Source organism: Acidovorax sp., from assembly GCF_016783915.1.
Taxonomy (GTDB): Bacteria; Pseudomonadota; Gammaproteobacteria; order Burkholderiales; family Burkholderiaceae_C; genus Acidovorax.
In genome coordinates this window covers 17123-41745 of record NZ_JADHVT010000021.1, presented here as the reverse complement: position 1 = coordinate 41745, position 24623 = coordinate 17123, and the positions used below count along the sequence as shown (strand labels likewise).

Sequence of the window (24623 nt, the reverse complement as noted above, 5' to 3'; positions counted from 1 at the left end):
GCGACTCAGGGGGGCATTCAGTGCTCGGGCTGCAGCATGATGATCGCCATGCCCGCCAGCGCGACCAGCACGCCCGCCACATCCCACGGTGTGGGGCGGATGCCATCCACCGCCCACAGCCAGGCCAGTGCCACCCCGATGTAGACCCCGCCGTAGGCCGCATACACGCGGCCTGCGCCTGCGGTGTCGTGCAGCGTCAAGAGCCATGCGAACAGCGCCAGGCTCGCGGCAGCAGGCAACAGGAGCCACGCGGGCTGGCCCTGCTTGATCCATAGCCAGGGCAGGTAGCAGCCCACGACTTCGGCGAGGGCGGTGACGATGAAGAGCAGCACGGTCTTCAGCATGGCGTGGCGTCGTGTGTGGTTGCCGCCCGGGAGGCGTCCGGCTGGGTGGCCAGCCACTGGCGCAGTGCAAGCTCACCCTTGGGCGTGAAGTGCACCACGCGCGAGCCTTGCGCGCGATGTGCCCATCCCCCTTCGAAGAGGCGTTGCAGCAGCGCAGCGCCCAGTGCGCCGCCCAGATGATGCCGGCGTTCGCTCCAGTCCAGGCAAGGGCGGCACAGCATGCGCCGCTGCTGTGCCAGCGTGGACGTGTCGATACCCACGTGTGCAAACCATCTTGTACCAGCGGGCGTAATGGCCGCGCCTTGGGGCGTGGCCTGCAGCATGCCCTGGCGCACCAGCGCTTCATAGAACCGCACACCCACCTCGCCCGCCAAGTGGTCGTAGCACATGCGCGCGCGGCGTAGCGCAGGCTCCCGGGGGCTGGCGCGCAGCCGCACGGCACCTGCGCGAAACGCCACGTTCATCAGTGACTCCAGCACGTGCGCCACATCGCGGTCCGCCAGCCGGAAGTAGCGGTGCCGGCCCTGGCTTTCCACGGAGACCAGACCGGCATCCAGCAGCTTGGCCAGATGGGCGCTGATGGTCTGCTTGGTCACGCACGCAATGTCGGCGAGCTCGGTGGCGGTCAGTGCACGGTCGGTCATCAAGGCCGTGAGGACTTCGGCGCGTGCGCTGTCTCCGATGAGCGCGGCAATGCGCGCGATGTGGGGGCCGTCTTTCATGGTTCGATCTTGGGCGAACCATCGAGGTCCGTCAACCGCCTATCGTGAAGCCCTTGTCCACCAACCACTCCTGAACTCCATGATCACCTGCTTCATTCGCTACGAAATCGATCCCTTTCAGCGCGAGCTGTTTGCCGAATACGCGCGCCGCTGGGGCCAGATCATTCCTCGCTGCGGCGGCCATCTGCTGGGCTACTTTTTGCCGCATGAGGGCAGCAACTACGAGGCCTGGGGCTTGATCGGCTTTGACTCCCTGGCCGCCTACGAGGCCTACCGCGCGCGCCTGCGCGCCGACCCGGAAGGCCGCGCCAACTTTGCGATGGCACAGGAGAACCGGTTCATCCTGCGCGAGGAGCGCACATTTACCCACGGTGTGGAAGGCACGTTGGGCTTGCCCGCCAATCGCCAGGAGCCTTCCGCATGATGGCCGTGATCTTTGAAGTTCAACCAGCGCCCGGTCAGCAGGACGCCTACCTTCAAGCTGCTGCAGCGCTGCGTCCACTGCTGGAGCAAGTGGATGGCTTCATTTCCATTGAGCGCTTTCAGAGCCTGACCGAGCCAGGCCGTTTGCTGTCGCTGTCCTTTTGGCGCGACGAAGAGGCTGTGGCCCGTTGGCGGCAGATGGAAGCCCACCGCCACACTCAGCGGCTGGGCCGCGCCAGCATTTTCTATGACTACCGTTTGCGTGTGGCGGCGGTGGTGCGGGACTACGGCATGCGCGACCGAGAAGGGGCGCCGCCGGATTCGCGCGCCATGCTGGAAACCGGTATGTCATAAGTCTTTGCAGTGGGCCGAAAGTACGTGCTTTGCCTTGTGATCTTCAGGCGCCCCGTGCAAAGATGGAATTGTCTTGGTGTGGGATGGCTTCTTGCATGCCGTTGGCGTTCAACTCAAGTGGCACGGGTGTATGGTGCACCGAGAGAATCCGCTCGTGTTGGAGCCAGAGGCCGTATCTGATGGGCTACGAGGCTATGGATGTGCAGACCAAGTATCCAGGTGCGAGTCGATTTCTTTGGCAATGCGTCCCAGAGCAAGCCACACCGTGCTGTCGCGTTGGTAAGGCATGGCACCAGCCACCGGGATATTGGTTTGCGCCAGCCCGGAGAGAATGTTTCTTCTTTCATCCTTGGGAAGAATGGCGACGTGCAGATAGGGTCGAAAAGACGTCTTTGAAAGCACCAGCGTTGTATCGGTCTCAGTGATCTGCACGGGCATATCCGGCGGCGAAGCGAAGCGCTGGCCGAGGACCGAAAAGACGGGGTCAACACTCTTCTCCAGCTCCGCAAACCCCACCAGCACCAGCAAGGCCGAGCCTCCCTGGGGCAGGTCCAAGGACAAAACAGTTCCCACAGGCGCCGTGGTCCGGATCTTTTGGGGTTTGGGTCGTGAAACCTGGACAGGTTTTTCAGGCGTTTGGGGCGTGTGGAGGCGGGCCTCCAGTGCCTGAAGGGCTTTGCGGCGCGATGCGACGTGGTCGGGTGCATCCCGCTCCCACACATCGACATCCCCACCCGACTGCAGCAGCGAAAGGGCCTTGTCTTTCAGTGCCTGATCCAGTCGCCCATAGCGCCACGCGGTGTCGGCCAGGGCAAGGTACACGAGGCAGGCGATTTCCGTGTGTGCGAGCAGGTCGCCGTAGCGGGCGAGGACCTTCTGGCAAGCCTCCTCGGCAGAGAGTCCGTGCTTTAAGTTCTGGACATAGTCGTCGCGAACATCACAGCTTGTGTCGTTGGAAAAGAGACCTGTTCCCCAAGCACTCACGTTGACCTCTCTTGCTCTTCATTGGCGTGGATGGAGACACACACGTTTTCCGTCCCGCCATGGCTTTTCGGCCCAATCGGCCATCGGTCTCCCCCGTCCTGGGGTACGGCCCCATGCCCTCACATCGCAAAAATCTTGCCGGGATTCAGGATGTTCTTCGGGTCCAGCGCGCGCTTGATGGCACGCATCATGTCCACCGCGCCGGTGCCGGTTTCGTCCAACAAGAAGCCGATTTTGTGGATGCCTACCCCGTGCTCACCCGTGCAGGTGCCGCCCATGGAGAGGGCGCGGGCGACCAGGGTGTGGTTCATGGCTTCGGCTTGGGTGCGTTCTTCCGCGCTGTTCGGGTCGATGAGATAGCCGAAGTGGAAGTTGCCGTCGCCCACGTGGCCGACGAGAAAGTAGGGGATGCCGCTGGCCTCCACCTCGTCCACCGATTCGAGCAGGCAGTCGGCCAGGCGGCTGATGGGTACGCAGGTGTCGGTGCTGATGGCGCGGCAGCCGGGGCGGCTTTGCACCGCAGCAAAGTAGGCGTTGTGCCGTGCGGTCCACAGGCGGGTGCGCTCTTCGGGCGTGCTGGCCCATTCAAAAGCCTGGCCGCCGAATTCGCTGGCAATGTCTTGCACCATCTCGGCCTGTTCCTTCACGCTGGCGGGGGAGCCGTGGAACTCCATCAGCAGCATGGGTTCCTCGCGCAGGGTCAGCTTGCTGTGTGCGTTCACCATGCGCACCGTGTGGTGGTCGATGAGTTCCACGCGCGCAATCGGCACGCCGATCTGGATGATCTGAATGGTGGTGCGCACGGCGGCTTCGATGCTGGGGAAGGAGCAGATGGCGGCGCTCACAGCCTCGGGCAGCGGGTACAGGCGCACGGTGATCTCGGTCATGATGCCCAGCGTGCCTTCGCTGCCCACCATCAGGCGCGTCAGGTCGTAGCCCGCGCTGCTCTTTTTGGCGCGGGTGCCGGTGTGTATGACCTCGCCGCTGGCGGTCACCACCTCCAATGCCAGCACGTTCTCGCGCATGGTGCCGTAGCGCACGGCGTTGGTGCCGCTGGCGCGCGTGGCGCTCATGCCGCCGATGCTGGCGTCGGCACCGGGGTCGATGGGGAAGAACAGGCCGGTGTCCTTGATGGCTTCGTTCAAAGCCTTGCGCGTGATGCCAGGCTGCACCGTCACCGTGAGGTCTTCGGCGTTGATGCTCAGCACCTGGTTCATGCGGCTCACGTCGATGCTGATGCCACCTTGCACGGCCAGCAGGTGGCCTTCCAGCGACGAGCCTGCGCCGTAGGGGATCACTGGCACTTCGTACTGGCTGGCCAGCTTTACCGCGTCTGCCACGTCCTGTGTGCTTTCAGCAAACACCACGGCGCTGGGTGGGGGCGCCTGCAGCGAGCCTTCGTCGCGCCCGTGCTGCTCGCGCACGGCCTGGGCCAGCGAGCACTGCGCGCCAAAGCGGGCCTGCAGCGCATCAATGAGTGCCTGGGGCACGTCGCGCATTTTGATTTCAGGCAGCAGGTGGACGGCAGCGGTGGGTGCGTTCATGGTGTGTGTCTCCGGTGAGGGCGGTCAGTGAGAAGCATTCTAGATACGGCCCCGTTGCCGGGCACCAGTTAACTGGCGAGGGGCCCGCATGGGGATGCGGGTATTCACGGGCTTGTTGGTGATCATCCGTATAAATACATTACGTTCGAAATGTATATTGTGAAAGCGCCATGAACCACCGTGTTTCCCCGAAAGCCGGGGTGCGCCGCACCCATGCCGAGCGCAGCGCCGCCACGCGCCAGCACCTGATTGCCACGGCCATCGACGTGATCCAGCACCGCAGCCTGGAGGACATGTCCATCCACGAGCTGGCCAAGTCGGCAGGCATGACATCGGGTGCGGTGCAGCACCACTTCGAATCCAAGGCGGTGCTGATGATGAACGTGCTCAGCGAGCTGATCGAGTCCACCGTGCGGTCGGGCGAACTCTGGCCCAGCCGCGCTCTGCCAGCACGCGAACGGGCAGCGCACTTTGTGCGGGCGGTGTGGAGCCTGGTGTATGCCCAGCCGCGCTTCATCGTGGCCTGGAACATCTACCTGGGCTGCCGCAATCAGCCCGAGGTGCTGGGCCACATTGCCCAGCTGCGCCAGAGCGTCCAGGCCCGCATGCACGAAGGCTTCTTCAGCGCCTTCCCCGAGCTGGCAGCAGAACCCGACCGCGACGGCCTGCTGGGCCTGGTGCTGTCGTCGCTGCGCGGGCTGGGGCTGCTGCAGCTGTTTGCGCCTGCGCAGGCGCCGGATGCTGCGCAGCAGGCCCAGCTGGCCTGCCTGGCGGACTGGATTGCCAGCCGTTGTGAAGCTGCTGTGGCAACGGGGGCGGCTGTGCCGGCCAAGACGCCCCGGCGCCGCCGCCCCAAAAGCGCAGGTTGACGTTTGGCTGGCGGCAAGGCGCGCCCCCCACGCTTCACGCGGTGCTCGCAGCCGCTATCCCTCATTCAAACCATTCACCAGGAGACAACACCATGACCTCTGCTTTTTCGCGCGCCCGGCGCATGGTCGCGCTTGGCAGGTTGGCGGCACTTGCCTGCGTGGCCGGCAGCGCGCTGGCGCAGCAGCCCGCAGCCTACCCCACCAAGCCCATTCAGCTCATCGCCCAGCAGCCGCCTGGCAGCGGTTCGGACGCCATGACCCGGGTGTGGGCCGACTGCGCCGCGCGTGAACTTGGACAGGCGGTGGTGGTGCAGAACAAGCCCGGGGCCAACGGCATCCTGGCGGTCAACTACTTGAAATCACAGCCAGCGGATGGCTACAACCTTCTGAGCATTGGCATGTCGCAGATGACGATCACACCGTATGTCTACAAACAGCAGCCCTACGACCCGCTGCGCGACTTTGACGGCGTGGCTGTGCTCGGAACATCACCGCTGGTGCTGGCAGTGCCGGCAGGGCAGGGCATTTCCAGCCTGGCTGATCTGCAAAAGCTGGCGCGGTCCACGCCCGGCGGGGTCAACTTCGGCTCGCCGGGCAAGGGCAGCCCAGCGCACCTGTTGACATCGGCACTGGTGGACAAGCTGGGCGTGCCCGGCACCCATGTGCCTTTTGTGGGTGAGGGCGCAGGCCTCACCGCGCTCATGGGCCAGCAGATCCACGCGATGACGCTGGTGATTGGCACGGCAGCAGCACAGGTCAAGGCGGGCAAGCTGGTGCCGCTGGCGCTGTTTGGTGCGCAGCGCTCGCCGTTGCTGCCCGATGTGCCCACCATCGCTGAAGCCTTGCCCGCTGCCAGCGACCTGGCGCGGCCCGCGTGGATTGCCGTGGTGGCCAAGGCCGGCACGCCCCCCGAGTTGCTGAACCGGCTCAATGCGGTCACAGAGAAGTGCCGTGGCGGTGATGCGCAGTACAAGGCCCGCCTTGAGGCCATGAATGTCACGCTCACTGCCACCGCACCTGCCGATGCGCGCACCTGGGCGGCGCGTGATGCGGCCGTGTGGCGCCCGCTGATCGACAAGCTGGGCCTGGCCACGGAATGACGGCGGGCACTACGGAGCCTCAGGTCACGCTGGCCCACGGTGGGCAACTGCGCGGCCTGTGGGAGGAGGGCGTGCGTGTGTTTCGTGGCATGCCGTACGCGCAAGCGCCACGCGGTGCGCTACGGTTTGCGGCGCCGTTGCCCACATTGCCGTGGTCCGGTGTGCGCGATGCCACCGCGTTTGCGCCCATGGCACCGCAGCTGGCCCGCACCGCGCGTGCCGATGCGCCCATGCTGGGGGGCGACGACTGCCTGGCAGTCAATGTGTGGGCGCCAACCGCCGAACCCGGCGCCCACCTGCCCGTCATGGTCTGGGTGCATGGCGGCGGATTCTTTCGCGGCGCGGCCAGCGAGCCGCTGTACGACGGCGCGTCGCTGGCGCGACGGGGCGTGGTGCTGGTGTCGGTGCAGTACCGTTTGGGCATTGACGGGTTTTTGCACTTCGAAGGCGAGGAGCATGCTGCACCCGCCAATCGCGGCCTGCTGGACTTGCTGCTGGCATTGCAGTGGGTGCGCGACCATATTCATGCCTGGGGCGGGGATGCGGCGCGCACCACGGTGTTCGGCCAGTCGGCCGGTGCCGGGGCCTTGGCCTGTCTGATGGGCAGGCCCGCGTCGCGTGGGTTGTTCCAGCGCGCCATTTTGCAAAGCCCCAGCGTCGCCTGCCAGACCTTGCAGGAGGCCGCTGCCGCGCGCCATGCAGTGGCCGTGGTGGCGGATGTGGAGCCCACCCTGGCCGCACTGGGTGCGGCGCCGCAGGCTGCTGTGCTGCACGCCGTACACCGGCTGGCTTCCGAGCCCGCCTTGCGGCAGCAGTACAGACTGGGCGGGCGCAACTTCTTTCCCTTGCGGCCCGTGGTCGATGGACAGGTGCTCACCGCACCGCCGTTGGAGTCGCTGGCGCATCAGTGGGCCGACCAGCCGCCGGACCTGCAGGTGCTGGTGGGCAGCAATGCGCAGGAGATGCGCCTGTACCACGTGCCTGGCGGTGCCATTGACCGGGTGACGGAGGCGCAGGTCCATGCCTTTGCGCAGGATGTGGGCTTGAATGCTCCCGCCGCACAGGCCCTGCGCAACATGCTGCCGTCCGCGCAGCAAACGCCTGGGGAGTGGCTGTGTGCGCTGCAGTCCGATTACTACTATCGTGTGCCCGCGCAGCGCATTGCCGCGCTGGCCAGCCGCTTTGCCCGCTGCGCCCATGGATATGAGTTCACCTGGCCCTCGCCGCAGTGGCGTGGGCGCCTGGGCGCAGCGCATGGGGTGGAGCTGCCGTTTGTATTTGGCAATCTCCACACGCCCACGGCGCAGGAACTTGCAGGGCCCACGCCGCCCATTGTGCTGGCCGAGGCACTTCAGCAGCGCTGGGTGGCGTTTGCGCGGGATGGCAACCCCGGATGGGCGCCGTACATCGGTGCACAGGCGCCGGTCCAGCACTTGGGTGAGACGCTGTTTTGTGCACCCCACCCGCGGCCTGAGCGGTTTGCGCTTTGGGAGGGAGTTCTGTAGCGATCCGCTCTCAGGACTCACTCGTCGGGGGTACCACAGCGGCCGTTGGCTCGCTACACTGAACCGGCGCTTGTGCGCGACCAACCAACTACAGATAGAGGGATTGCCATGGCTTCAGCCAGTGTGGGAGATTGCCTGTCCGGTGCCTGGGGCACCTTCAAGAAAAATGCCATCACCCACGTGGTATGCACCTTGCTGGTGATGGTGGTCGCCGGCATCAGCGCCGGCCTGCTGGCCGGACCCATGGTGGTGGGCTACATGCGCATGATCGAGCGTGAGACACGCGGAGAAGTGGTGCAGATCGGCGACGTCTTTCGGGGCTTTGACGACTTTGTGCCCGCCTTTGTGGCGGGGCTCATCAGCTCGCTGGTGGTGTCGCTGGGCTTCATGCTGTGCTTCATTCCCGGCCTGCTGGTCATGGCGCTGCCCCCGGTCGCGCTGTTCCTCGTGGCGCGCGGCGAGCGCGATGGTGTGGCCGCCTTCAGCCAGGCCTGGAGCATCGTGACCAAGAACCTGGGATCGGCGTTTTTCTGTTCGCTGGTGCTGGGCATCGTGGGCTCGCTGGGCTTCCTGCTGTGTTGGGTGGGCGCGCTGGTAACGCTGCCGCTGTCCACCATCGGCTCCTACTACATGGCACGCCAGCTGGTGGGCGATGAGCCGTTGGCCCTCCCTCCGCTCTGAGCCCGGCCCTGCGGCGGCGCCTGCAGGCACAACGCCTGCTTGGCAACCGCTCGATGGAGGGGCGCGGCGGTTGCGGCTGGTGCTCGGCCTGGGCTGGCCGCTGGCCATGGCCGCCACACCCTGGTGGCTGGGGCAGGGCGGGCTGGGTCTGGGCTGCGGGTTTCGGGCGCTGACTGGCATGCCCTGCCCGCTGTGCGGTGGCACCCATGCGTGTGCGGCCCTGGTCCAGGGCGATTGGGCTGCCGCCTGGGCGGCCAATCCGGGCGCGCTGGTGCTGCTGCTGTGGCTGGCGCTGCTGGCGGGCCAGGCGGTGGTCGAAGGCGCCTTGGGCCGCCGCCGCTTCGCACGATGGCCGTGGTGGCACCCGGCGGTGTTTGCCGTGTTGGGCAGCGGGTTGGTGCTGTCCTGGCTCTCGCGCCAGGCCGGGCTGGTGTAGCCGCTCGTTCGGTCCTTGGGTCTTGGTACTTACCTCTTCGTGAGGTGACCGCCTTCTATGGCCGTCTGAGTACCCTGCGCAGCCGGTGGCCCGCCAAAGCCAGCGCCTGCACCACATCCATGCACCAGCATCCCCTTGGGTCAAATTAGCGCAGCCCCGCTGCATCGTTGCGGGGCAGGCTGCCCCTTGGTGCACAGCCTCCGTGCGCCAGGCTGGTGCATTCAGCTTGTATACCAGTTGGCACGGAACCTGCGATACCGCAGGCAATGACCACCGCCACCGAGATCAGCAATCGCATCATCGAAGCCGTAATGGCGCAAAAGCTCGCGCCTGGCTCCCGCCTGGGCGAGCAGCAGCTGGCCATGCTGTTCGACTGCAGCCGCACCATCGTGCGCGAGGCACTTACGCGCTTGTCCACGCGGGGCATCGTCACCGTCAGTGCCCGGCGCGGCTGGTATGTGATCGAGCCGTCGCAGGACGAAGCGCGCGAGGCCTTCGAGGCGCGCCGCGTGATCGAATTGGGCCTGCTGCACCAGCTCAAGGTGGTGGACAAGGCCGCTCTGCGCCAGCTCAAGAGCCACCTGCAGCGGGAAAAGGCGGCGCTGGCAGGCTCCGATGTGGGCGTGCGCAGCTTTCTGCTCGGCGACTTCCATGTGTGCCTGGCTGAGTGCCTGGGCAACAGCCTGCTGGCCGATACGCTGCGCGACTTCACGGCGCGCACCACGTTGATCGCCATGCTTTACCAATCGTCGCACGACGCCGCACAGTCGTGTGCCGATCATGTGCGCATCGTCGAGGCGCTGGAGGCAGGTGACATTGCGCGCGCCGAGTCGCTCATGTCGGAACACATCGGCACCGTGCAGTCGGCCCTGCGTCTGCAGGCCAGCAGCGACCCGCTGGCGGGGCTGCGCGACGCGCTGGCGCCCGTGCGCAAGAGCCCCGCACCAACCACCCCACCGGCCCGCGCGCGCAAGCCCCGGGCCGCTACCCAGAGTTCCATCCCCCCAGCGTCTGACCCAGACGCACCTGCCGACGCATCCACCTACCTAGGAGCCCTGCTATGACCACCGCCCGCACTGTCACCTCGTCCACTCGCCGCCTGACCCTGGGCGTGCTCGCTGCCACTGGTCTTGCAGCGGCACTGATGGCGCCCGCCGCCCACGCGCAGAACGCACTGGACAACATCCTCAAGGCCAAGGAAATCAAGATCGCCATCCCCACCGACTACCCGCCGTACGGTTTCGTCGGCACGGACCTCAAGCCCCAGGGGCTGGACGTGGAGATGGCCAACTACATCGGCACCAAGCTGGGCGTGAAGGTCGAGCTGATCCCCGTGACCAGTGCCAACCGCATCCCGTATCTGCAGACGCAGAAGGCCGACCTCGTCATCTCCACGCTGGGCAAGAACCCCGAGCGCGAGAAGGTGATTGACTTCACGGCGGCCTACGCACCGTTCTTCCAGGCCGTGTTCGCGAGCAAGAGCCTGAACATCAAGAGTTTTGCCGAACTGACCGGCAAGTCGGTGGCCGTGACGCGCGGCGCCATGGAAGACCAGGAACTGGCCAAGGTCGCGCCTCCCGGTGTGGACGTGAAGCGTTTTGAAGACCATGCCGCCAGCATCTCGGCCTTCGTGTCGGGCCAGACGCAGGCCATTGCCACCAGCGCCTCCACGGCGGGCACCATCATGGTCAAGAACCCCAACCTGCAGACCGAATACAAGCTGCTGCTGAAAGACAGCCCCAACTTCATCGGCGTGGCCAAGGGTGAAGACAAGCTGCGCCTGCGCGTGAACGAGATCATTGCCGAGGCCAAGAAGGCGGGCGACATCGACAAGATGTCCAGCAAGTGGCTGGGCCGCCCTGCGGGCGACCTGCCCCTGTGATCGCTGTTTTCGCCCCCCGCTGAAAGAACCGAACAGGACCGTGGCGTGACAAGCGCCACGGGGCATTCGCACCATGCTGATTGCGCTTGATTTTTCTGCCGTGCTGTCCTCTTGGCCGTTGCTGGTGCGCGGCGTGCTCTCGACCATCGGCCTGACCATCGTGGGCACCGTGCTGGGCCTGCTGCTGGGCACGGCCTGTGCCTGGGCACGCGCCCGCAACCTCGGGCCGCGTGCGCTGCCACTGCGCTGGGCGGTCGCCAGCTATGTGGAGCTGGTGCGCAACACGCCCTTCATCGTGCAGCTGTTCTTCCTGTTCTTTGGGCTGCCTGCGCTGGGGCTCAAGCTCTCGCCCGAGTTCGCCTCCGTGCTGGCCATGGTGATCAACCTGGGCGCGTATTCGGCCGAGATCATCCGCGCTGGCATCGAGGCCACCCCGCGCGGTCAGATCGAGGCGGCGCACAGTCTTGCCCTCACGCCAGGCCAGACCTTCCGCCGCGTGGTGCTGCCGCCCGCGCTGCAAAAGGTGTGGCCCGCCATGGTCAGCCAGATCATCATCGTGATGCTGGGCTCGGCCGTGTGCGGGCAGATCTCCACGCCTGAACTGAGCTATGCCGCCAACCTGATCTCCAGCAACACCTTCCGCGCGTTCGAGGCCTTCATCCTCGCCACGCTGGTGTACCTGGCTCTGTCGATGTTGACCCGCCGCCTGCTCATGTGGGTGGGCGCCCGATTTTTGGTGGGGAGATAAGCCATGGTGGAATTTTCTCTGTGGGACATCCTGCGTAACCTTTTGCTGGCGGCGCGTTGGACCGTCTCGTTGTCTCTCATCGCCTTCATCGGTGGCGGCCTGGTGGGCCTGCTGCTCCTGGTGCTGCGCCTGTCCAAGGTGCGTGGCACCGAGCGTTTGATCGGCACCTATGTGCAGGTGTTCCAGGGCACGCCGCTGCTCATGCAGCTGTTCCTGGCGTACTTCGGCATTGCGCTGTTTGGCATCAAGACCTCGCCGTGGACGGCCGCAGCTGTGGCGCTCACGCTCTACACCAGTGCCTACCTCACAGAGATCTGGCGCGGCTGTGTGGCCTCCATCCCCAAGGGGCAGTGGGAGGCGGCGCAAAGCCTGGCGCTCAACTTTGGCGAGCAGCTGCGCCATGTGGTGCTGCCGCAGGCGCTGCGCATCGCGGTGCCGCCCACGGTGGGCTTTCTGGTGCAGGTGATCAAGGGCACGGCGCTAGCTTCGGTCATCGGCTTTGTGGAGCTGACCAAGGCGGGCAGCATGATCTCCAACGCCACCTACAAGCCCTTCCTCGTCTACGCCTGCGTAGCGCTGCTGTATTTTGTTTTGTGCTTCCCGGTGAGCCTGGTGGCGCAGTCCCTTGAAAGGAAACTCCATGGCCATCGCCGCTGAAGCCCCCAAGACCAACCCCACCCCTGCTCACGACGGCATCGTGGTGGGCGAGCCCCCCATCGTGGACATCACCGCGCTGCGCAAGTCCTACGGCAGTAACGAAGTGCTCAAGGGCATTGACCTGAAAGTGCAGCGGGGCGAGGTTATCGCCATCATCGGCAAGAGTGGCTCGGGCAAGAGCACGTTGCTGCGCTGCGTGAATGGGCTGGAGGAGTTCCAGGAAGGCGCGCTCAGCGTCAACGGCCAGAGGCTGTTGCACGACAGCCCCGCCGCCATGCGCGCGCTGCGCCAGCAGGTGGGCATGATCTTCCAGAGCTTCAACCTGTTTCCGCACCTCTCTGTGGGCCGCAACATCATGCTGGCGCCCACCCTGGTCAAGGCGCGTGATGGCAGGGCTGCAGAGGCGCAGGCGCGCCAGTTGCTGGCCCGTGTGGGCCTCGCCGAAAAGTTTGATGCCATGCCCGACCAGCTCTCGGGCGGCCAACAGCAGCGTGTAGCCATTGCGCGTGCGCTGGCCATGGAGCCGCAGGTGCTGCTGTGCGATGAGATCACCTCGGCGCTGGACCCCGAACTGGTGGGCGAGGTGCTGCGCGTGGTGGAGTCGCTGGCGCAAGAAGGCATGACGCTGATGATGGTCACGCACGAAATGGCGTTTGCCCGCAAGGTAAGCGACCGGGTGATCTTCATGCACCAGGGGCGGGTGCATGAGCAGGGCACGCCTGCCCAGCTGTTCGGCAGCCCGCAGACGCCTGAGCTGCAGCAGTTTTTGTCCTCGCTGCACGATTAGTCGTAGCAATTCTGTCAGGAGAAAGCCCTTCTCGGCGCGTGCCCGGGCCTTCTCCATGGTCACTGTCACTTAAAAGTGCATGCCTTTCTCAAATTCCACCGCAGAAAGAGTGCCGTTGTTGTTGGCGTCAAGCTCTTTGAAGCGTTGGCTGATGGCTGGCAAGAGTGCAGCCTCCTTCTCGGTCAACTTACCGTCCTTGTCCGTGTCTGCGCGATTGAATGCCGTTGTCGCCGCCTTGGACGGATTGCCGGTTCCTGGTCCGTATGAGTACGCCTTGTCCTGGCTTGGGGTCTGTGCCTGCAAGGCACCCACACCACCCAGAGAGAGTGCGGCGAAGAGCATCACGCTGCGTGTGTCGAACGAGTACTTGCGTCGTTGCTGTGCTTTCATGGTGAGCCTGGCTCCTTGGAAGTTGAACAGGCTTGCATTGCACCGCAGCATGGCGTGCCGCGCCAGCACTCTTGCCTGCTGTTGCCTCACTCAACATTTGCCAGCGTGGTGTAACGCGGCACGCCTGTTGTGTGTAGATGTCCGCGCAGCTTGTAGCCAGACGCAAACATCCCTGGATGTGCGTTTACACCTCACCTTCTCAGGCGTATGGCCTGACCCGCAGGCCCGTGGCCGTCCTACAGGCAGGGGCCGGTTGCGGCAAAACAATGCATCCAAGCATTTCGCTTGATCGCACGTTTTCCTGAAGGAGTTCTCCATGCAAAAGCAAACCGTCTTCGCCGCCCTGGCCGCCCTGGCATGCACCGCTGCGCTGGCCCAGGCCCCCGCCAACAGCAGTGTGCGCCCTCCGTCCGAAGTGAACCCTTCTGCATCCGGTGGCCCGGCGGCGTCCAAGGCACAGAACAAGGTGGACACGCGCAGCGCCAACAGCAGCGCCATGCCTGCCAACCCCGCAGCGGGCGACGGACGCGCAGCGCCGGTAGCCGAGATCAACCCCAGCGCTTCAGGCGGCAAGGCCGCAGCCAAGGCCGATGCACGGGTCAATGCGCGTTTGATGGACACCAACGGCGACGGCATGGTGTCGCGCCAGGAATGGGACGCCTACCACGCACATGCATGGGACACCATGAAGCCCACCAACGCTGGCGTATCCACGGCAGACATCGACAAGCTCAACCGCACCCCCGCTACGCATTGATCTATCCTCAAGCAGCGCATTGACAGCGCTGTGCTTGCGCCCTTTGGTGCACCATCCTGTGTGCCACAGGGCGTTGGTTCGCGTGCCGCGCATGAAGTGCGTGGTGCGCCGTGGGTAGGGGAATTGGGGGTGAGACGTTTGCACCCGTATGGCGGTGGCGGAGAATCCGGGGCAGATTCACTGCGGTGGCATGTGCTGTGCAGAAGCTGCCGTCCATCTTCCCGTTACCTCTTCAAGGCACCCCCATGGGCAACCGACTCACAGAAATCGCCACGCGCACCGGCGACGCAGGCACCACCGGCCTGGGCAACAACCAGCGCGTCTCCAAAAACAGCCTGCGCATCCATGCCATGGGCGATGTGGATGAACTCAACTCGCACATCGGCCTGTTGCTGTGCGAGCCACTGCCCGATGAAGTCCGCACCCTGCTGGTCGAGGTGCAGCACCAGTTGTTCAACCTGGGAGGCGAGCTGTCGATCCCGGGCTTCGAGCTGCTCAAGGCCGACGCTGTCTTGGCATTGGACGAAGCCCTGGCTCACCACAACGCAGCGCTGCCGCGCCTGCAGGAGTTCATCTTGCCCGCAGGCACCCGCGCCGCTTCACAGGCCCACGTGTGCCGCACCGTGGCCCGCCGCGCCGAACGCGCGGTAGTCGCCCTGGGCAATGAAGAGGCCCTGAACGACGCGCCGCGCCAGTACCTCAACCGCCTCTCCGACCTGATGTTCGTGCTCGCCCGCGTGCTCAACCGCATGGATGGCGGTGATGACGTGTACTGGAAAAGTGAGCGCCTGGCGCAGCAGAATGCTACTGAATAAATAGCATCTAGCGCATATTCATCTAGCGCTTGGGGATGTTTTCATTAAAAATCACCCTCCAGCCTTTGCGAGGGGCGAGCCCCAGACCAGGACCGCCGCGCAAGGGCCGCCCCGCCGCGCTGGCGGTGTCCCCCTTCCCGGATCGCGCTAGCGATTCGAGAGAAGGGGGAAGCAGCGAAGCCGCTCAGGGGGATGCACCTTATCTCGGTGCGAGGATCGCCATCGTCAGCCGCGACACGCAGGTCAGCTCACCCGCTTCGTTGTGCAGATCGATGTGCCACACATGCGTGGTGCGGCCAATGTGCACGGGCTTCGCCGTCCCGGTCACCCAGCCGCTGGTGGCAGAGCGCAGGTGGTTGGCGTTGATATCCAGGCCCACGGCGCGGTAGCCCTCGGGCAGGGTGTAGTAGGCGCCGGTGGAGCCCATGGACTCGGCCAGCACCACGCTGACACCGCCGTGCAGCAGGCCAAAGGGCTGGATGGTGCGGTGGTCTACCGGCACGCGGGCGCGCAGAAAGTCGTCACCCACCTCGACAAACTCAATGCCCAGGTACTCTACGGCGGTATTGCGGTTGGCGGCCTTCAGCAGGGCCAGGTCGATGGGTTTTTTCCAGATGGGCATGGTGTTCACGGGTCAGGGCCAAGTCAGTGCAAGCCGCTGATTGTGCCAATGCCCGTGGCCCCGCCCTGTGCCGCAGGTGCCTAGGAGCCTGTCGGACTTGGAAGTCGTCGGCTGCAAATCGGCCGCAGCGGTCCATTTTTTACCGTCTTTTTGCCCCATAGCCGGGCTATGGGTCTGCAAATCCGGCAAAAACTGTCCTCGCTGGGGCCGATTCTCGCTATCGACGCTCCAAGTCCGACAGGCTCCTAGCCTCAGCCCACAAACTTTCCGTTGGCGCCCATCACCCCCAGGTCCAGAAAGCGCGAGCCCACATACGGCGCGCCGCTGGCGTAGTCGATGGACAGGCCACCCAGGTCGTTGCTGCGGATGCCTGCCAGCGCATTGCGCAGCTTGGCGCGGGTCAGGTCGCGGCCAGCGCGCTCCAGGCCCTCGGCCAGCACACGGGCGTTCACGTAGCCTTCAAAGCTGCGGGCCGAAAACTCCTGGTAGCCCAGCGCGCGCATGGCTTTCTGGTAGTCGCGCACCACGGCGTAGCTGGTGCGGGCGGCGTCGGGCAACACCATCGACAGTGCAATGCCCGAGGCCTTGCCCCCCAGCTGGCGCAGGTTGTCGCCCGACAGCGCCACGCTGGTGGCGGCCAGCGGCGTGCTGGGAGAGACCTTCTTGAACTCGTTGACCAGCGTGGCGGTGATGTCGCCCGCCGTGCCCAGCAGCACGGCGTTGGGCTTGGCGGCCACGGCCTTGCCCACCACGTCGGCCACCTGCGCACCTTGTGCATCCAGCTTGAATGCCTTGGGCGCGGGCTGTTTGGCGGCGGCCATGGCCTTGGTCACATCGGCCAGAAACTCGCGGCCAAAGGCCGTGTCCTGGTACACGACAGCCAGCTCGGTGATGCCCATGGACACCAGCTTCTGCGCCAGGCGCTGGGCCTCATCGGTGTAGCTGGCGCGCACGTGGAACACCGAGCGGTACTCGGCCTTGCGCAGCGAGGTGGCGCCGCTTTGCGGGGCCACATACGGGATCTGCGCCTCGTCCACCAGCGGCAGGATGCGCTGGTTGTTGGCCGTGCCCATGCAGGAGATCAGCGACACCACGTTGGCATCGGCAATCAGCTTGCGCACGTTCTCTTCGGAGCGCGCGGCGTCGTAGCCGTCGTCCAGTGCCAGCAGCTTGATCTCGCGGCCATGGATGCCCTTGGCGTTGGCCTGGGCAAAACCAGCGTCCAGCCCCTGCTTGAGTTCCTTGCCCAGGCTGGCCAGTGCGCCGGTCATGCCGATGGAGCAGCCAATGGTCACGCTCTTGGCGTCCATCGGGTCTTGCACGCCCACGGCGCGCGACGAGGTGGCAAGCAGCAGGCCGGTGCTGGCGGCCACAAGGGATTGGGTGAACTGACGGCGTTGCATGGTCAAAATACTCGCAGGCAAAAAAGCCACCAGCCCCGGATGGGGGCTGGTGGAGGGTGGACGGGGGAAGGTCGATAGACCTAGGGTTAACCCTTATTTTATCGGGCCAGGCTGGCAATTGGCTGTCAGAAGCGCTATGGCCCTATGGCCCTGCGGACCATGTCGAGAAGCGGGCGCCGCGCCCCTACGCTGCGCTGGCCGGGTCTGTGGGCCGGCGCATGCTGCCCGTCTCCACATACCGCTGGTGCCACGACAGCGCCTCGTTCAGCAGGTGCGGCGTGTGCTGGCCCACGGCGCCACGCTTGGCGCGGGCCACGTAGTCGTGCAGCGCGGGCCGGAAGTCCGGGTGCGCGCAGCGGTCGATGATGATCTGCGCACGCTGCGTGGGCGAGTGCCCGCGTAAGTCAGCCAACCCCTGTTCGGTGACAAGGATCTGCACGTCGTGTTCCGTGTGGTCCACATGCGAGGCCATGGGCACGATGCACGAGATGCTGCCGTTCTTGGCCAGCGAGGGCGTCATGAAGATCGACAGGTAGGCGTTGCGCGCAAAGTCGCCCGAACCGCCAATGCCGTTCATGATGGCCGAGCCCATGATGTGCGTGCTGTTCACGTTGCCGTAAATGTCGGCCTCGATCATGCCGTTCATCGCAATCAGGCCCATGCGGCGGATCAGCTCGGGGTGGTTGCTGATCTCCTGCGGGCGCAGCACGATGCGCTGCTTGTAGTAGTCGATGCGGTCGTTGAAGTCCTGCATGGCCGCCGGGCTCAGCGACAGCGCTGTGGCCGAGGCGCTGGCCAGCTTGCCCGAGCGCAGCATGTCCAGCATACCGTCCTGCAGCACCTCGGTGTAGGCCGTGAGGTTCTCGAAAGGCCCGTTGTTCAGGCCCGCGAGCACCGCGTTGGCGATGTTGCCCACGCCCGACTGCAGCGGCAGCAGGTCCTGGGGCAGGCGACCCTTTTTCACCTCGTGCTGCAAGAACTCGATGATGTGGCCCGCAATGCGGTTGGAGGTGTCGTCGGGTGCGGCGTAGACGCTGTTGCGGTCGGGCTGGTTGGTCATCACCACGGCGATGACCTTGCTCGGGTCGCAGCGCAGGTATGGCTCGCCAATGCGCTCATCGGGCCGCGTCATGGGGATGGGCTTGCGGTGCGGCGGCCGGTCGGTGCCGTAGTAGATGTCGTGCATGCCTTCGAGCTGCGGGTTGTGCCAGGCATTCACTTCCAGGATGACCTTGTCGGCCTGGTCCAGCCAGGTCTTGTTGTTGCCCACCGAGGACGACGGGATCAGCCGCCCGTCGGGCAACACGCCTGCCACTTCGACCACGGCTACATCGAGCTTGCCCAGAAAGCCGAACCACACGAACTGCGCCACGTGCGACAGGTGGATGTCCACATACTGCATCTGCCCCGCATTGATCTGGCGGCGCACCGTGGGGTCGGACTGGTAGGGCAGGCGCATCTCGATGCCGTCCACCTGGGCCAGTGCGCCGTCCAATTCGGGTGCGGTGCTGGCGCCTGTCCACAGCCCGATCTTGAAACCATGACCTTGTGCGTTCAGGCTCTCGATGCGGCGCGCCAGCGCACCCGGCACGGCCTTGGGGTAGCCCGCGCCGGTAAAGCCGCTCATGCCCACATGGGCACCGGCGGGGATCAGGGCGGCCGCCTCGTCGGCGGTCATGGTGCGGGAGAGAAAGTCGGGGTACAGCACCCGATCGGCCAGGGACATGAACAAACTCCGCAAAAAGAAAAAGGCCACCCGCCCGGTGAGCGGATGGCCCTGTGGACAAAACCCAGGATGCTAGCCTTCGTTCCTTACAAATTAGGGGTTAACCCTTACAAATGCGGTTCAGCCCAGCCACATCCACAGATTACGCCGCTTTGCGGTTGAGCAGCGCGTACAGCAGGATCGCCCCGAACGTGGCGGTGCCGATGCCGCCCAGCGCGAACTGGCCGAACTTGAGCGTGAAGTCGCCCGTGCCCAGGATGAGGGTGATGGCCGCCACGATGAGGTTCTTGTTCTGCGAAAAGTCCACCTTGTTGTCCACCCAGATCTTGGCGCCCGCCACCGCGATCAGGCCAAACACCACGATGGACACACCACCCATCACCGGCAGCGGAATGGTCTGGATCAGTGCGCCGAACTTGGGGGAAAAGCCCAGCACCAGCGCAAACACACCCGCCAGCAGGAACACGGCGGTGGAATAGATCTTGGTCGCCGCCATCACGCCGATGTTCTCGGCATAGGTGGTCACGCCCGTGCCGCCTGCGCTGCCACTGACCATGGTGGCAATGCCGTCACCGATGAACGCGCGGCCCATGTAGCGGTCCAGGTTCTGGCCGGTCATGGCCGTCACGGCCTTCACGTGGCCCAGGTTCTCGGCCACCAGGATGATGGCCACGGGCGCAATCAGCAGCATGGCATTGCCGCTGAACTGCGGGGCCGCAAAGTTCGGCAGGCCAAACCACGCAGCGTTGGCCAGTGCAGCCAGGTCCATCGGCTTGCCCAGGCCCAGGCCGTTGGTCAGCACTGCATAGATGATGCTGGCCACGATCAGCCCCACCAGGATCAACAGGCGCTGCACCATGCCGCGCGTGAGCACGGCCACCAGGCCCACGCTCACAAAAGTCACCACCTGCATCCAGCTGTCAAAGTTGCTGGCCGCCATGTTCTTGATGGGAATGCCCGCGAGGTTCAGCCCGATCACCGCCACCACCGAGCCGGTGACCACGGGCGGCATGAAGCGCTCGATCCAGCCCGTGCCAATGGCCTGCACCAGCGCGCCGATGAGCGTGTAGACCAGGCCACACGCAATGATGCCGCCCAGCGCCACGCCGATGTTGGCATTGGCCCCTTGGCCCGCATAGCCCGTGGCCGCAATCACCACGCCAATGAACGCAAAGCTGGAGCCCAGGTAGCTGGGCACCTTGCCGCCGGTGACGAGGAAGAAGATCAGCGTGCCGATGCCGCTCATCAGGATGGCCACGTTCGGGTCAAAGCCCATCAGGATGGGCGCCAGCACCGTGGCGCCAAACATCGCAATCACGTGCTGCACGCCCATCACCGCCGTCTGCGGCCAGGGCAGCCGCTCGTCCGGCGCGATCACGCCGCCTTGTTGCAACACATCAGCGCTTTTCACACGCCAGTTCATGAATCCCATGTGGTTGTTCCTTGTGGTTGAGGCGCGAATGCTAGTGGATGCGGCCAGGGTGGGGGACGAGCATCCCGGGCGGGTTACGATGCCCCCGCCCCCGCGAGGCGCCCCGCACCGCTGCCCAGACCCTCACTGCCATGTTTCCTGCACCCACTTGCCCCTCGTGCCGCCAACCCATGCAGGCACACCGCTTTGCCAGCAACCTGGGCGATTCGCTGGAGCTGGACATCTGCTTTGCCTGCCAGGGCCTGTGGTTTGACCGGCACGAGAACCTCAAGCTCACGCCGCAGTCAGTGGTCGAGCTGTTCCGGCTGCTGCACGAACACCGTGTGGACCAGCATCAGCCCCTGGCCGAGAGCATGGCCTGCCCGCGCTGCAACACCAGCCTGGCCAAGGGTTATGACGTGGTGCGCAGCGGCCGTTACATGGTGTACCGCTGTGGGCGCCAGCATGGGCGGTTCAGCACCTTTTCGTCCTTCATGGTCGAAAAAGGCTTTGTGCGCCACATGACGCGCCCCGAGATCGACGACCTGGCCCAACGCGTGGGCGCCATCTACTGCACCAGTTGCGGTGCCCCTGTGGACATCCGCAAGGACCACGCCTGCCCCTACTGCCGCGCTGCGTTCTCCCTCATCGACCCCCAGGCCGTGGTGCGCGCCATGGAGGGCTATGCCCAGGCGGGGGCCCGCGCCAAGGTCTCTGCGGCAGCGCCTGTATCGCCCGTGGACATCGGCGATGCCCTGGTGGCCCTGGAGCGGGACCGCACCCGCGCCGAGCGCGAGCGCCAAAAGCGCGCGTTCACCAGCAGCAGCGATGTGGATGACAACTCTTTCACCGGGGATTTGCTGGCCGCCGGGGTGGCGCTGGTGTGGGCGCTGGTCAAGGACTAGAGATTCAGTGTCGCGCTGGCGGCAAGCCCCGCCAGCACATTGACATACCGCAGCATGCGCTGCGGTCATTCACGACAGGTTGGGGCAGACCGTTCAGAATGGTCCCAGAACCTGTTGAGGAGCCTGTTCAAAGTCTTTTTGAAGTCGCACAAGTACCTTGCCGGGATGGAATGCAAGGCGCGGGGCGCAGCCAATAGCCCGTGCTATCCACAAGCGCCGCAACGCCGCAGACCGCCCGGCAAGGCACTTGCCCGAAGGGTTGAAGTGAAATCGGGTGATTGAACGCCCCGGCTGCTTGCATGGGCATGAGCCCATGCGGCGCATCCGAAGCATCCACTCATCCCGATGGCACTCCAATGCGATCTCCAAAAAGACTTTGAACAGGCTCTAAGGCCCTTGCCCTGGGCCACACCGCATCCCACGCAACCGTGGCGCTCGCAGCCACTGGAGGAGCGCCCCGTGCCGCAGTCCCCCACCCGACGTCCAGCCCGACCGCCGCGCAGCCCTGCGCCACCGGCGCGTGTGCCCCGCCCCACCGGCAGCCTGCTGCAGCGCGCACAGCTGCCGCCCGTGCCCAGCACCCTGCTCATCCCTTTGGCCGCGCGTGCCCACGGCGGCCGCTATTTCCCCTGGCTCGACTGCCACGATGCGGTGGCCCAGGCCTTGCTGACCCAGCTGGGTGCCGATGAGAACAGCACCCTGGACGACCTGCCCACGGTGCTGCATGTGCTGTGGCGCACCCGCGCCATCAAGGAGGCGGGGCGCGCCTTTTTTGCCGAGCACCCGCAGGCCCTGGGCGTCAACCTGGGGTGTGGCCTCACGCACCACTTTCAGTGGCTGGACACGGGGGCCAACCAGTGGCTTGATGCGGACCTGCCTGCGGTGATGGCGCTGCGCAAGCCCCTGTTGCCGCCGCAGTGCCCGCGCATGCGCCATGCCGATCTGGACCTGTCGCAACCCGGCTGGTGGCAGCGGCTCGGGCTGCCCGCGCAGCGCACCGCACCCCCGGTGCTGCTGGTGTGTGAGGGCGTGTTGATGTACCTGCCACCCGCGCAGGTGCACGCCGTGCTGGCCGAGTTTGCGCAGCACGCGCCACCGGGCTCGCGCATGGTGCTGGATGTGATGACGCGCCAGGCCGTGGGTTGCGCGGCCCGCCACGCCAGCGTGGGGCCTACGGGCGCGGAGTTTCGGTGGGGGGTCGGCCGCATGGCAGAGCTGGCGGCCGTGCACCCGCGCCTGCAGTTGCTGCGCGAGCAAAGCGTGGCGGAGGGCTACGGCTGGGCCGGTATTGCCATGGACATGTGGTGGCGCCCCTGGCTCGGTGCGCCGCTGTATGGCCTGGCCACGCTGGGGGTAAGTGACAGCCCCCCCTGAGCCGCTTCGCGTCGTCCCCCTGAGGGGGACGCCACCGGTGGCCTGGCACAGCCAGTTGCACGGTGGCGCTGGCGTGGGGCGCGCCCGTTGCAGAGGTTGGCTACGGCCTGAGCGTCAGTGCGCGCATCCATTGGGGTGCCTTGCCCGTCAGCTGCCCCACGATGGCCGCCTGCAGCGGTGGCAGGCGCCGCGCGCCCTGCAGCACCAGTTGCCGCAGCAGGCGGGGCACCGGGCGGGCGTCGGTGTACAGGCGCACGATGGCGTTGGTGCCCTGGTAGATGGGCCAGGCGTGGCGGTGGTGGCCCTGGGCGTAGGGGGTGAGTGCGTCGGCGCTGCCAATGTCCTGCCCGCGCTGGCGGGCGCTGACCAGCGCGGCGGTGAGCCGCTCCACACCGGCCAGGCCCAGGTTGTAGCCATGGGCCGTGACCGGGTGCATGCCCACGGCAGCGTCGCCCAGCAGCGCGCAGCGGTGGCCCGCAAAACGCTGCGCATACACGGCCACCAGCGGGTAGGCGTGGCGTTCGCCCACCAGCGCCATGGGGCCCAGCCGGTCGTTGAACTGGGCCTGCACCTGGGCGGCAAAGGCCTCGGGGCCTTTGGCTATCAGCGCCGCCGCATCGGCCGCACCCGCGGTGACCACCACCGAGCACAGCGCATGCCCCTCTTGGGGGTCGTCCGGCAGGGGCAGCACGGCCAGTGTGCGGTCGTAGCCAAAACACTCGTGGGCCACGTTGCCGTGGGGCAATGTGTGGCGCATGCGGCAGACGATGACGGTGCGGCCAAAGTCGGTCATCTGCGCGCCCATGCCCAGCTGGCGGCGCGTGGCCGAAAAGCGGCTGTCGGCGGCCACCAGCAGCGGGGCGGTCAGGCGCTGGGGCGTGGCGTTGTTGTCGGGTGCGGTGGGCACGCAGTCCAGCTCGGCATGGCCGGGCAGCGTGGCCACGCGGGTGACCTGGGTGCCAGTGAGCAGGCGCACGCCCGGGGTGCTCGCAGCCACCGCGTGGGCCGTGCGCCGCAGCGCGTGGTTGGGCACGATGAAGCCCAGGGCGTCGGGAGCTGACACATCGCTGTGGGTGCCGCTGGCCGCGTTCAGTTGTAGCGCGCTGTGGCGGCCCAGCGGGCCGTCGTGCACCTGGGCCTCGGCAATCTGGCCCACCTCGTGGTCGGCCAGGTGCGCCCAGCTGCCCAGCCGCTGCAACGTTGCCTGGCTGGGGTGGGTGAGGGCGATCTCGCGGCCGTCGGGCGCAGGCGCGGCCAGCACGCTGTCGCTCTGCTGTTCCACCACGGTGGTGGTGAACCCGGCCTGCGCCAGGGAGATGGCCAGCGACAGGCCCGCCGGGCCTGCGCCGACGATGAGCACGTCGCTGTGGTGGGTGGTCATGGCGGGAGGGATGCAAGGTGACAAGGCGCCCGCCCCGGCGTGGGGAGGCAGCGCGCCATTGTGGGCGGGCGGGCTTTGGCGGGCTTTGCCCTGCGTCAAGCCATGGTGTGGCGATGCTATCCAATCGATAGCTGCTTGTGCATATGGTTCTAGCGCTTGGTGGCTAAAACACCCATATGTCAGTCCTTGGCCGCCTTGCGCGGGGTTTTGGTGGACTTCTTCCTGGCCGGGCCCGCCTTTTTACCGCGCAGGTGCAGTACCCAGGTGACCAGCAGCCACAGGTAGCCTGCAGCGATGCTGTACGCCGCAAAGGCCGCCAGCGACAGCGGCGGCGCGGTGACGGAGCGCGGGTTGGCAATGGTCTCCAGCAACTGGCGCGTGCCGGTACCCAGCGTAGGCGTGGCGTGCTGGCTGCCCGAGCGGGCCATGAGGGCGCCCATGAAGGTGAAGAACTCCATCAGCAGCGCGCCGATCAGAAAGCAGGCCAGCAGGGCCATCAGCTGTGCAAACGCCCGCCGGTTGCCCTTGGCCAGGAACACGATGACCGACACCAGCCACAGCACGGGCAACAACAGGGCCACGGCGGGCCAGGCGGAAAGGAGCATTTGCATCAGAGCGACGGGCCAGGGCCCCCGGGGGAAATTTCGGCAACAACTGGCGCACAGGCGCCCAGAAACGGCCCAGGGGCATGTGCCCGCCAAACCATGCGCAAAGTATAGGTATCCCGCTGGTGGGGTCGCCGCACCCGGCCGCGCAGCACCCGCAGGCCCGGTTTTGGCATGTCAATTCGGAGACCGCGCAGC

General features: G+C 65.9%; 27 protein-coding genes. 16 read left to right on the top strand and 11 right to left on the bottom strand.

Translation table 11 applies throughout. The annotated features are described in order from the left end of the window. Positions 1 to 17: 17 nt before the first annotated feature. Together ISS20_RS06735 and ISS20_RS06730 are read right to left on the bottom strand one after the other, a co-directional pair. On the bottom strand, positions 18 to 344 hold the full coding sequence (locus tag ISS20_RS06735; protein ID WP_291434976.1) for a YnfA family protein: 327 nt from the start codon (positions 342 to 344) through the stop codon (positions 18 to 20). Continuing rightward, complete coding sequence (locus ISS20_RS06730; protein WP_291434975.1) at positions 338 to 1066, bottom strand: winged helix-turn-helix domain-containing protein; 729 nt, start codon at positions 1064 to 1066, stop codon at positions 338 to 340. Before ISS20_RS06730 ends, ISS20_RS06735 begins: the two co-directional genes overlap by 7 nt. A gap of 79 nt (positions 1067 to 1145) precedes the next feature. On the opposite strand from ISS20_RS06730, the gene ISS20_RS06725 reads away from it, so the two are divergent. Beyond that, a complete protein-coding gene (locus ISS20_RS06725; protein WP_291434974.1) occupies positions 1146 to 1490 on the top strand; it encodes an NIPSNAP family protein in 345 nt (114 codons plus the stop codon). Further along, a complete protein-coding gene (locus ISS20_RS06720; RefSeq protein ID WP_291434972.1) occupies positions 1487 to 1843 on the top strand; it encodes an antibiotic biosynthesis monooxygenase in 357 nt (118 codons plus the stop codon). Before ISS20_RS06725 ends, ISS20_RS06720 begins: the two co-directional genes overlap by 4 nt. 192 nt (positions 1844 to 2035) lie before the next feature. Here ISS20_RS06720 and ISS20_RS06715 read toward each other — a convergent pair whose 3' ends face one another. Both ISS20_RS06715 and ISS20_RS06710 read right to left on the bottom strand, forming a co-directional pair. Further along, entirely contained in the window at positions 2036 to 2827 is a 792-nt protein-coding gene (locus ISS20_RS06715; protein WP_291434970.1) for a hypothetical protein, read from the bottom strand. Positions 2828 to 2946: 119 nt separating this feature from the next. After that, entirely contained in the window at positions 2947 to 4371 is a 1425-nt protein-coding gene (locus tag ISS20_RS06710; protein WP_291434968.1) for an FAD-linked oxidase C-terminal domain-containing protein, read from the bottom strand. Between the two features lie 170 nt (positions 4372 to 4541). Here ISS20_RS06710 and ISS20_RS06705 point away from each other — a divergent pair, with 170 nt between their 5' ends. From ISS20_RS06705 to ISS20_RS06660, 10 genes are all read left to right on the top strand, one after another. Then, positions 4542 to 5240, top strand: coding sequence for a TetR family transcriptional regulator (locus tag ISS20_RS06705; RefSeq protein WP_291434966.1), 699 nt, complete (start codon positions 4542 to 4544; stop codon positions 5238 to 5240). Positions 5241 to 5332: 92 nt separating this feature from the next. Then, a complete protein-coding gene (locus ISS20_RS06700; RefSeq protein WP_291434964.1) occupies positions 5333 to 6340 on the top strand; it encodes a tripartite tricarboxylate transporter substrate binding protein in 1008 nt (335 codons plus the stop codon). Further along, a complete protein-coding gene (locus ISS20_RS06695) occupies positions 6337 to 7845 on the top strand; it encodes a carboxylesterase family protein (RefSeq protein ID WP_291434962.1) in 1509 nt (502 codons plus the stop codon). Before ISS20_RS06700 ends, ISS20_RS06695 begins: the two co-directional genes overlap by 4 nt. 108 nt (positions 7846 to 7953) lie before the next feature. After that, entirely contained in the window at positions 7954 to 8526 is a 573-nt protein-coding gene (locus tag ISS20_RS06690; protein WP_291434960.1) for a hypothetical protein, read from the top strand. After that, positions 8498 to 8962, top strand: coding sequence for a DUF2752 domain-containing protein (locus ISS20_RS06685; protein ID WP_291434959.1), 465 nt, complete (start codon positions 8498 to 8500; stop codon positions 8960 to 8962). Before ISS20_RS06690 ends, ISS20_RS06685 begins: the two co-directional genes overlap by 29 nt. A 266-nt stretch (positions 8963 to 9228) precedes the next feature. Continuing rightward, positions 9229 to 10026, top strand: a complete 798-nt coding sequence (locus ISS20_RS06680; RefSeq protein WP_291434957.1) for a GntR family transcriptional regulator — start codon at positions 9229 to 9231, stop codon at positions 10024 to 10026. Beyond that, entirely contained in the window at positions 10023 to 10844 is an 822-nt protein-coding gene (locus tag ISS20_RS06675) for a transporter substrate-binding domain-containing protein (protein WP_291434956.1), read from the top strand. The genes ISS20_RS06680 and ISS20_RS06675 overlap by 4 nt, the downstream gene beginning before the upstream one ends. Before the next feature lie 73 nt (positions 10845 to 10917). Then, entirely contained in the window at positions 10918 to 11592 is a 675-nt protein-coding gene (locus ISS20_RS06670) for an amino acid ABC transporter permease (protein ID WP_291434954.1), read from the top strand. 3 nt (positions 11593 to 11595) lie between these two features. Beyond that, positions 11596 to 12249 carry an amino acid ABC transporter permease gene (locus tag ISS20_RS06665; RefSeq protein ID WP_291434952.1) on the top strand — a complete coding sequence of 218 codons (654 nt, stop codon included), beginning with the start codon at positions 11596 to 11598 and terminating at the stop codon, positions 12247 to 12249. After that, on the top strand, positions 12233 to 13036 hold the full coding sequence (locus ISS20_RS06660) for an amino acid ABC transporter ATP-binding protein (RefSeq protein ID WP_291434950.1): 804 nt from the start codon (positions 12233 to 12235) through the stop codon (positions 13034 to 13036). The genes ISS20_RS06665 and ISS20_RS06660 overlap by 17 nt, the downstream gene beginning before the upstream one ends. A gap of 69 nt (positions 13037 to 13105) precedes the next feature. On the opposite strand, the gene ISS20_RS06655 is transcribed toward ISS20_RS06660, so the two are convergent. Next, positions 13106 to 13426: an EF-hand domain-containing protein gene (locus ISS20_RS06655; RefSeq protein WP_291434948.1), complete on the bottom strand. Its 321-nt coding sequence runs from the start codon at positions 13424 to 13426 to the stop codon at positions 13106 to 13108. 316 nt (positions 13427 to 13742) lie between these two features. Between ISS20_RS06655 and ISS20_RS06650 the strand changes: the two genes are divergently transcribed. After that, on the top strand, positions 13743 to 14183 hold the full coding sequence (locus tag ISS20_RS06650) for a hypothetical protein (protein ID WP_291434946.1): 441 nt from the start codon (positions 13743 to 13745) through the stop codon (positions 14181 to 14183). A 245-nt stretch (positions 14184 to 14428) separates the two neighbouring features. Further along, positions 14429 to 14998 carry a cob(I)yrinic acid a,c-diamide adenosyltransferase gene (locus ISS20_RS06645; RefSeq protein WP_108500130.1) on the top strand — a complete coding sequence of 190 codons (570 nt, stop codon included), beginning with the start codon at positions 14429 to 14431 and terminating at the stop codon, positions 14996 to 14998. A gap of 199 nt (positions 14999 to 15197) precedes the next feature. On the opposite strand, the gene ISS20_RS06640 is transcribed toward ISS20_RS06645, so the two are convergent. The 4 genes from ISS20_RS06640 to ISS20_RS06625 all read right to left on the bottom strand — a co-directional run bounded on the left by ISS20_RS06640 (position 15198) and on the right by ISS20_RS06625 (position 20181). Then, positions 15198 to 15620 (bottom strand): hotdog fold thioesterase, encoded by a 423-nt coding sequence (locus ISS20_RS06640; protein WP_291434942.1) that lies wholly within the window; start codon positions 15618 to 15620, stop codon positions 15198 to 15200. Between the two features lie 251 nt (positions 15621 to 15871). Beyond that, positions 15872 to 17023 carry an ABC transporter substrate-binding protein gene (locus tag ISS20_RS06635; RefSeq protein ID WP_291434940.1) on the bottom strand — a complete coding sequence of 384 codons (1152 nt, stop codon included), beginning with the start codon at positions 17021 to 17023 and terminating at the stop codon, positions 15872 to 15874. A gap of 184 nt (positions 17024 to 17207) precedes the next feature. Next, on the bottom strand, positions 17208 to 18749 hold the full coding sequence (locus tag ISS20_RS06630) for an acetyl-CoA hydrolase/transferase family protein (RefSeq protein WP_291434938.1): 1542 nt from the start codon (positions 18747 to 18749) through the stop codon (positions 17208 to 17210). A gap of 142 nt (positions 18750 to 18891) precedes the next feature. Beyond that, positions 18892 to 20181, bottom strand: a complete 1290-nt coding sequence (locus ISS20_RS06625; RefSeq protein WP_291434936.1) for a solute carrier family 23 protein — start codon at positions 20179 to 20181, stop codon at positions 18892 to 18894. Between the two features lie 131 nt (positions 20182 to 20312). On the opposite strand from ISS20_RS06625, the gene ISS20_RS06620 reads away from it, so the two are divergent. Continuing rightward, complete coding sequence (locus tag ISS20_RS06620; protein ID WP_291434934.1) at positions 20313 to 21065, top strand: zf-TFIIB domain-containing protein; 753 nt, start codon at positions 20313 to 20315, stop codon at positions 21063 to 21065. Positions 21066 to 21524: 459 nt separating this feature from the next. Continuing rightward, positions 21525 to 22439, top strand: coding sequence for a class I SAM-dependent methyltransferase (locus ISS20_RS06615; RefSeq protein WP_291434933.1), 915 nt, complete (start codon positions 21525 to 21527; stop codon positions 22437 to 22439). Positions 22440 to 22539: 100 nt separating this feature from the next. Here the strand turns inward: ISS20_RS06615 and ubiM are convergent, their stop codons facing one another. Further along, on the bottom strand, positions 22540 to 23820 hold the full coding sequence (gene ubiM / locus ISS20_RS06610) for a 5-demethoxyubiquinol-8 5-hydroxylase UbiM (protein ID WP_291434931.1): 1281 nt from the start codon (positions 23818 to 23820) through the stop codon (positions 22540 to 22542). A gap of 179 nt (positions 23821 to 23999) precedes the next feature. Then, positions 24000 to 24431: a hypothetical protein gene (locus ISS20_RS06605; protein WP_291434929.1), complete on the bottom strand. Its 432-nt coding sequence runs from the start codon at positions 24429 to 24431 to the stop codon at positions 24000 to 24002. Between the last annotated feature and the right edge of the window lie 192 nt (positions 24432 to 24623).

What these genes read in the sequence shown, in the direction of transcription:
- ISS20_RS06695 (WP_291434962.1), top strand. Translation starts at nt 6,337, where the DNA reads ATGACGGCGGGCACTACGGAGCCTCAGGTCACGCTGGCCCACGGTGGG.
- ISS20_RS06680 (WP_291434957.1), top strand. Translation starts at nt 9,229, where the DNA reads ATGACCACCGCCACCGAGATCAGCAATCGCATCATCGAAGCCGTAATG.
- ISS20_RS06725 (WP_291434974.1), top strand. Translation starts at nt 1,146, where the DNA reads ATGATCACCTGCTTCATTCGCTACGAAATCGATCCCTTTCAGCGCGAG.
- ISS20_RS06735 (WP_291434976.1), bottom strand. Translation starts at nt 344, where the DNA reads ATGCTGAAGACCGTGCTGCTCTTCATCGTCACCGCCCTCGCCGAAGTC.
- ISS20_RS06665 (WP_291434952.1), top strand. Translation starts at nt 11,596, where the DNA reads ATGGTGGAATTTTCTCTGTGGGACATCCTGCGTAACCTTTTGCTGGCG.
- ISS20_RS06650 (WP_291434946.1), top strand. Translation starts at nt 13,743, where the DNA reads ATGCAAAAGCAAACCGTCTTCGCCGCCCTGGCCGCCCTGGCATGCACC.
- ISS20_RS06620 (WP_291434934.1), top strand. Translation starts at nt 20,313, where the DNA reads ATGTTTCCTGCACCCACTTGCCCCTCGTGCCGCCAACCCATGCAGGCA.
- ISS20_RS06655 (WP_291434948.1), bottom strand. Translation starts at nt 13,426, where the DNA reads ATGAAAGCACAGCAACGACGCAAGTACTCGTTCGACACACGCAGCGTG.
- ubiM (WP_291434931.1), bottom strand. Translation starts at nt 23,820, where the DNA reads ATGACCACCCACCACAGCGACGTGCTCATCGTCGGCGCAGGCCCGGCG.
- ISS20_RS06720 (WP_291434972.1), top strand. Translation starts at nt 1,487, where the DNA reads ATGATGGCCGTGATCTTTGAAGTTCAACCAGCGCCCGGTCAGCAGGAC.
- ISS20_RS06690 (WP_291434960.1), top strand. Translation starts at nt 7,954, where the DNA reads ATGGCTTCAGCCAGTGTGGGAGATTGCCTGTCCGGTGCCTGGGGCACC.
- ISS20_RS06670 (WP_291434954.1), top strand. Translation starts at nt 10,918, where the DNA reads ATGCTGATTGCGCTTGATTTTTCTGCCGTGCTGTCCTCTTGGCCGTTG.
- ISS20_RS06640 (WP_291434942.1), bottom strand. Translation starts at nt 15,620, where the DNA reads ATGCCCATCTGGAAAAAACCCATCGACCTGGCCCTGCTGAAGGCCGCC.
- ISS20_RS06635 (WP_291434940.1), bottom strand. Translation starts at nt 17,023, where the DNA reads ATGCAACGCCGTCAGTTCACCCAATCCCTTGTGGCCGCCAGCACCGGC.
- ISS20_RS06730 (WP_291434975.1), bottom strand. Translation starts at nt 1,066, where the DNA reads ATGAAAGACGGCCCCCACATCGCGCGCATTGCCGCGCTCATCGGAGAC.
- ISS20_RS06705 (WP_291434966.1), top strand. Translation starts at nt 4,542, where the DNA reads ATGAACCACCGTGTTTCCCCGAAAGCCGGGGTGCGCCGCACCCATGCC.
- ISS20_RS06645 (WP_108500130.1), top strand. Translation starts at nt 14,429, where the DNA reads ATGGGCAACCGACTCACAGAAATCGCCACGCGCACCGGCGACGCAGGC.
- ISS20_RS06685 (WP_291434959.1), top strand. Translation starts at nt 8,498, where the DNA reads ATGAGCCGTTGGCCCTCCCTCCGCTCTGAGCCCGGCCCTGCGGCGGCG.
- ISS20_RS06700 (WP_291434964.1), top strand. Translation starts at nt 5,333, where the DNA reads ATGACCTCTGCTTTTTCGCGCGCCCGGCGCATGGTCGCGCTTGGCAGG.
- ISS20_RS06660 (WP_291434950.1), top strand. Translation starts at nt 12,233, where the DNA reads ATGGCCATCGCCGCTGAAGCCCCCAAGACCAACCCCACCCCTGCTCAC.
- ISS20_RS06605 (WP_291434929.1), bottom strand. Translation starts at nt 24,431, where the DNA reads ATGCAAATGCTCCTTTCCGCCTGGCCCGCCGTGGCCCTGTTGTTGCCC.
- ISS20_RS06625 (WP_291434936.1), bottom strand. Translation starts at nt 20,181, where the DNA reads ATGGGATTCATGAACTGGCGTGTGAAAAGCGCTGATGTGTTGCAACAA.
- ISS20_RS06630 (WP_291434938.1), bottom strand. Translation starts at nt 18,749, where the DNA reads ATGTCCCTGGCCGATCGGGTGCTGTACCCCGACTTTCTCTCCCGCACC.
- ISS20_RS06710 (WP_291434968.1), bottom strand. Translation starts at nt 4,371, where the DNA reads ATGAACGCACCCACCGCTGCCGTCCACCTGCTGCCTGAAATCAAAATG.
- ISS20_RS06675 (WP_291434956.1), top strand. Translation starts at nt 10,023, where the DNA reads ATGACCACCGCCCGCACTGTCACCTCGTCCACTCGCCGCCTGACCCTG.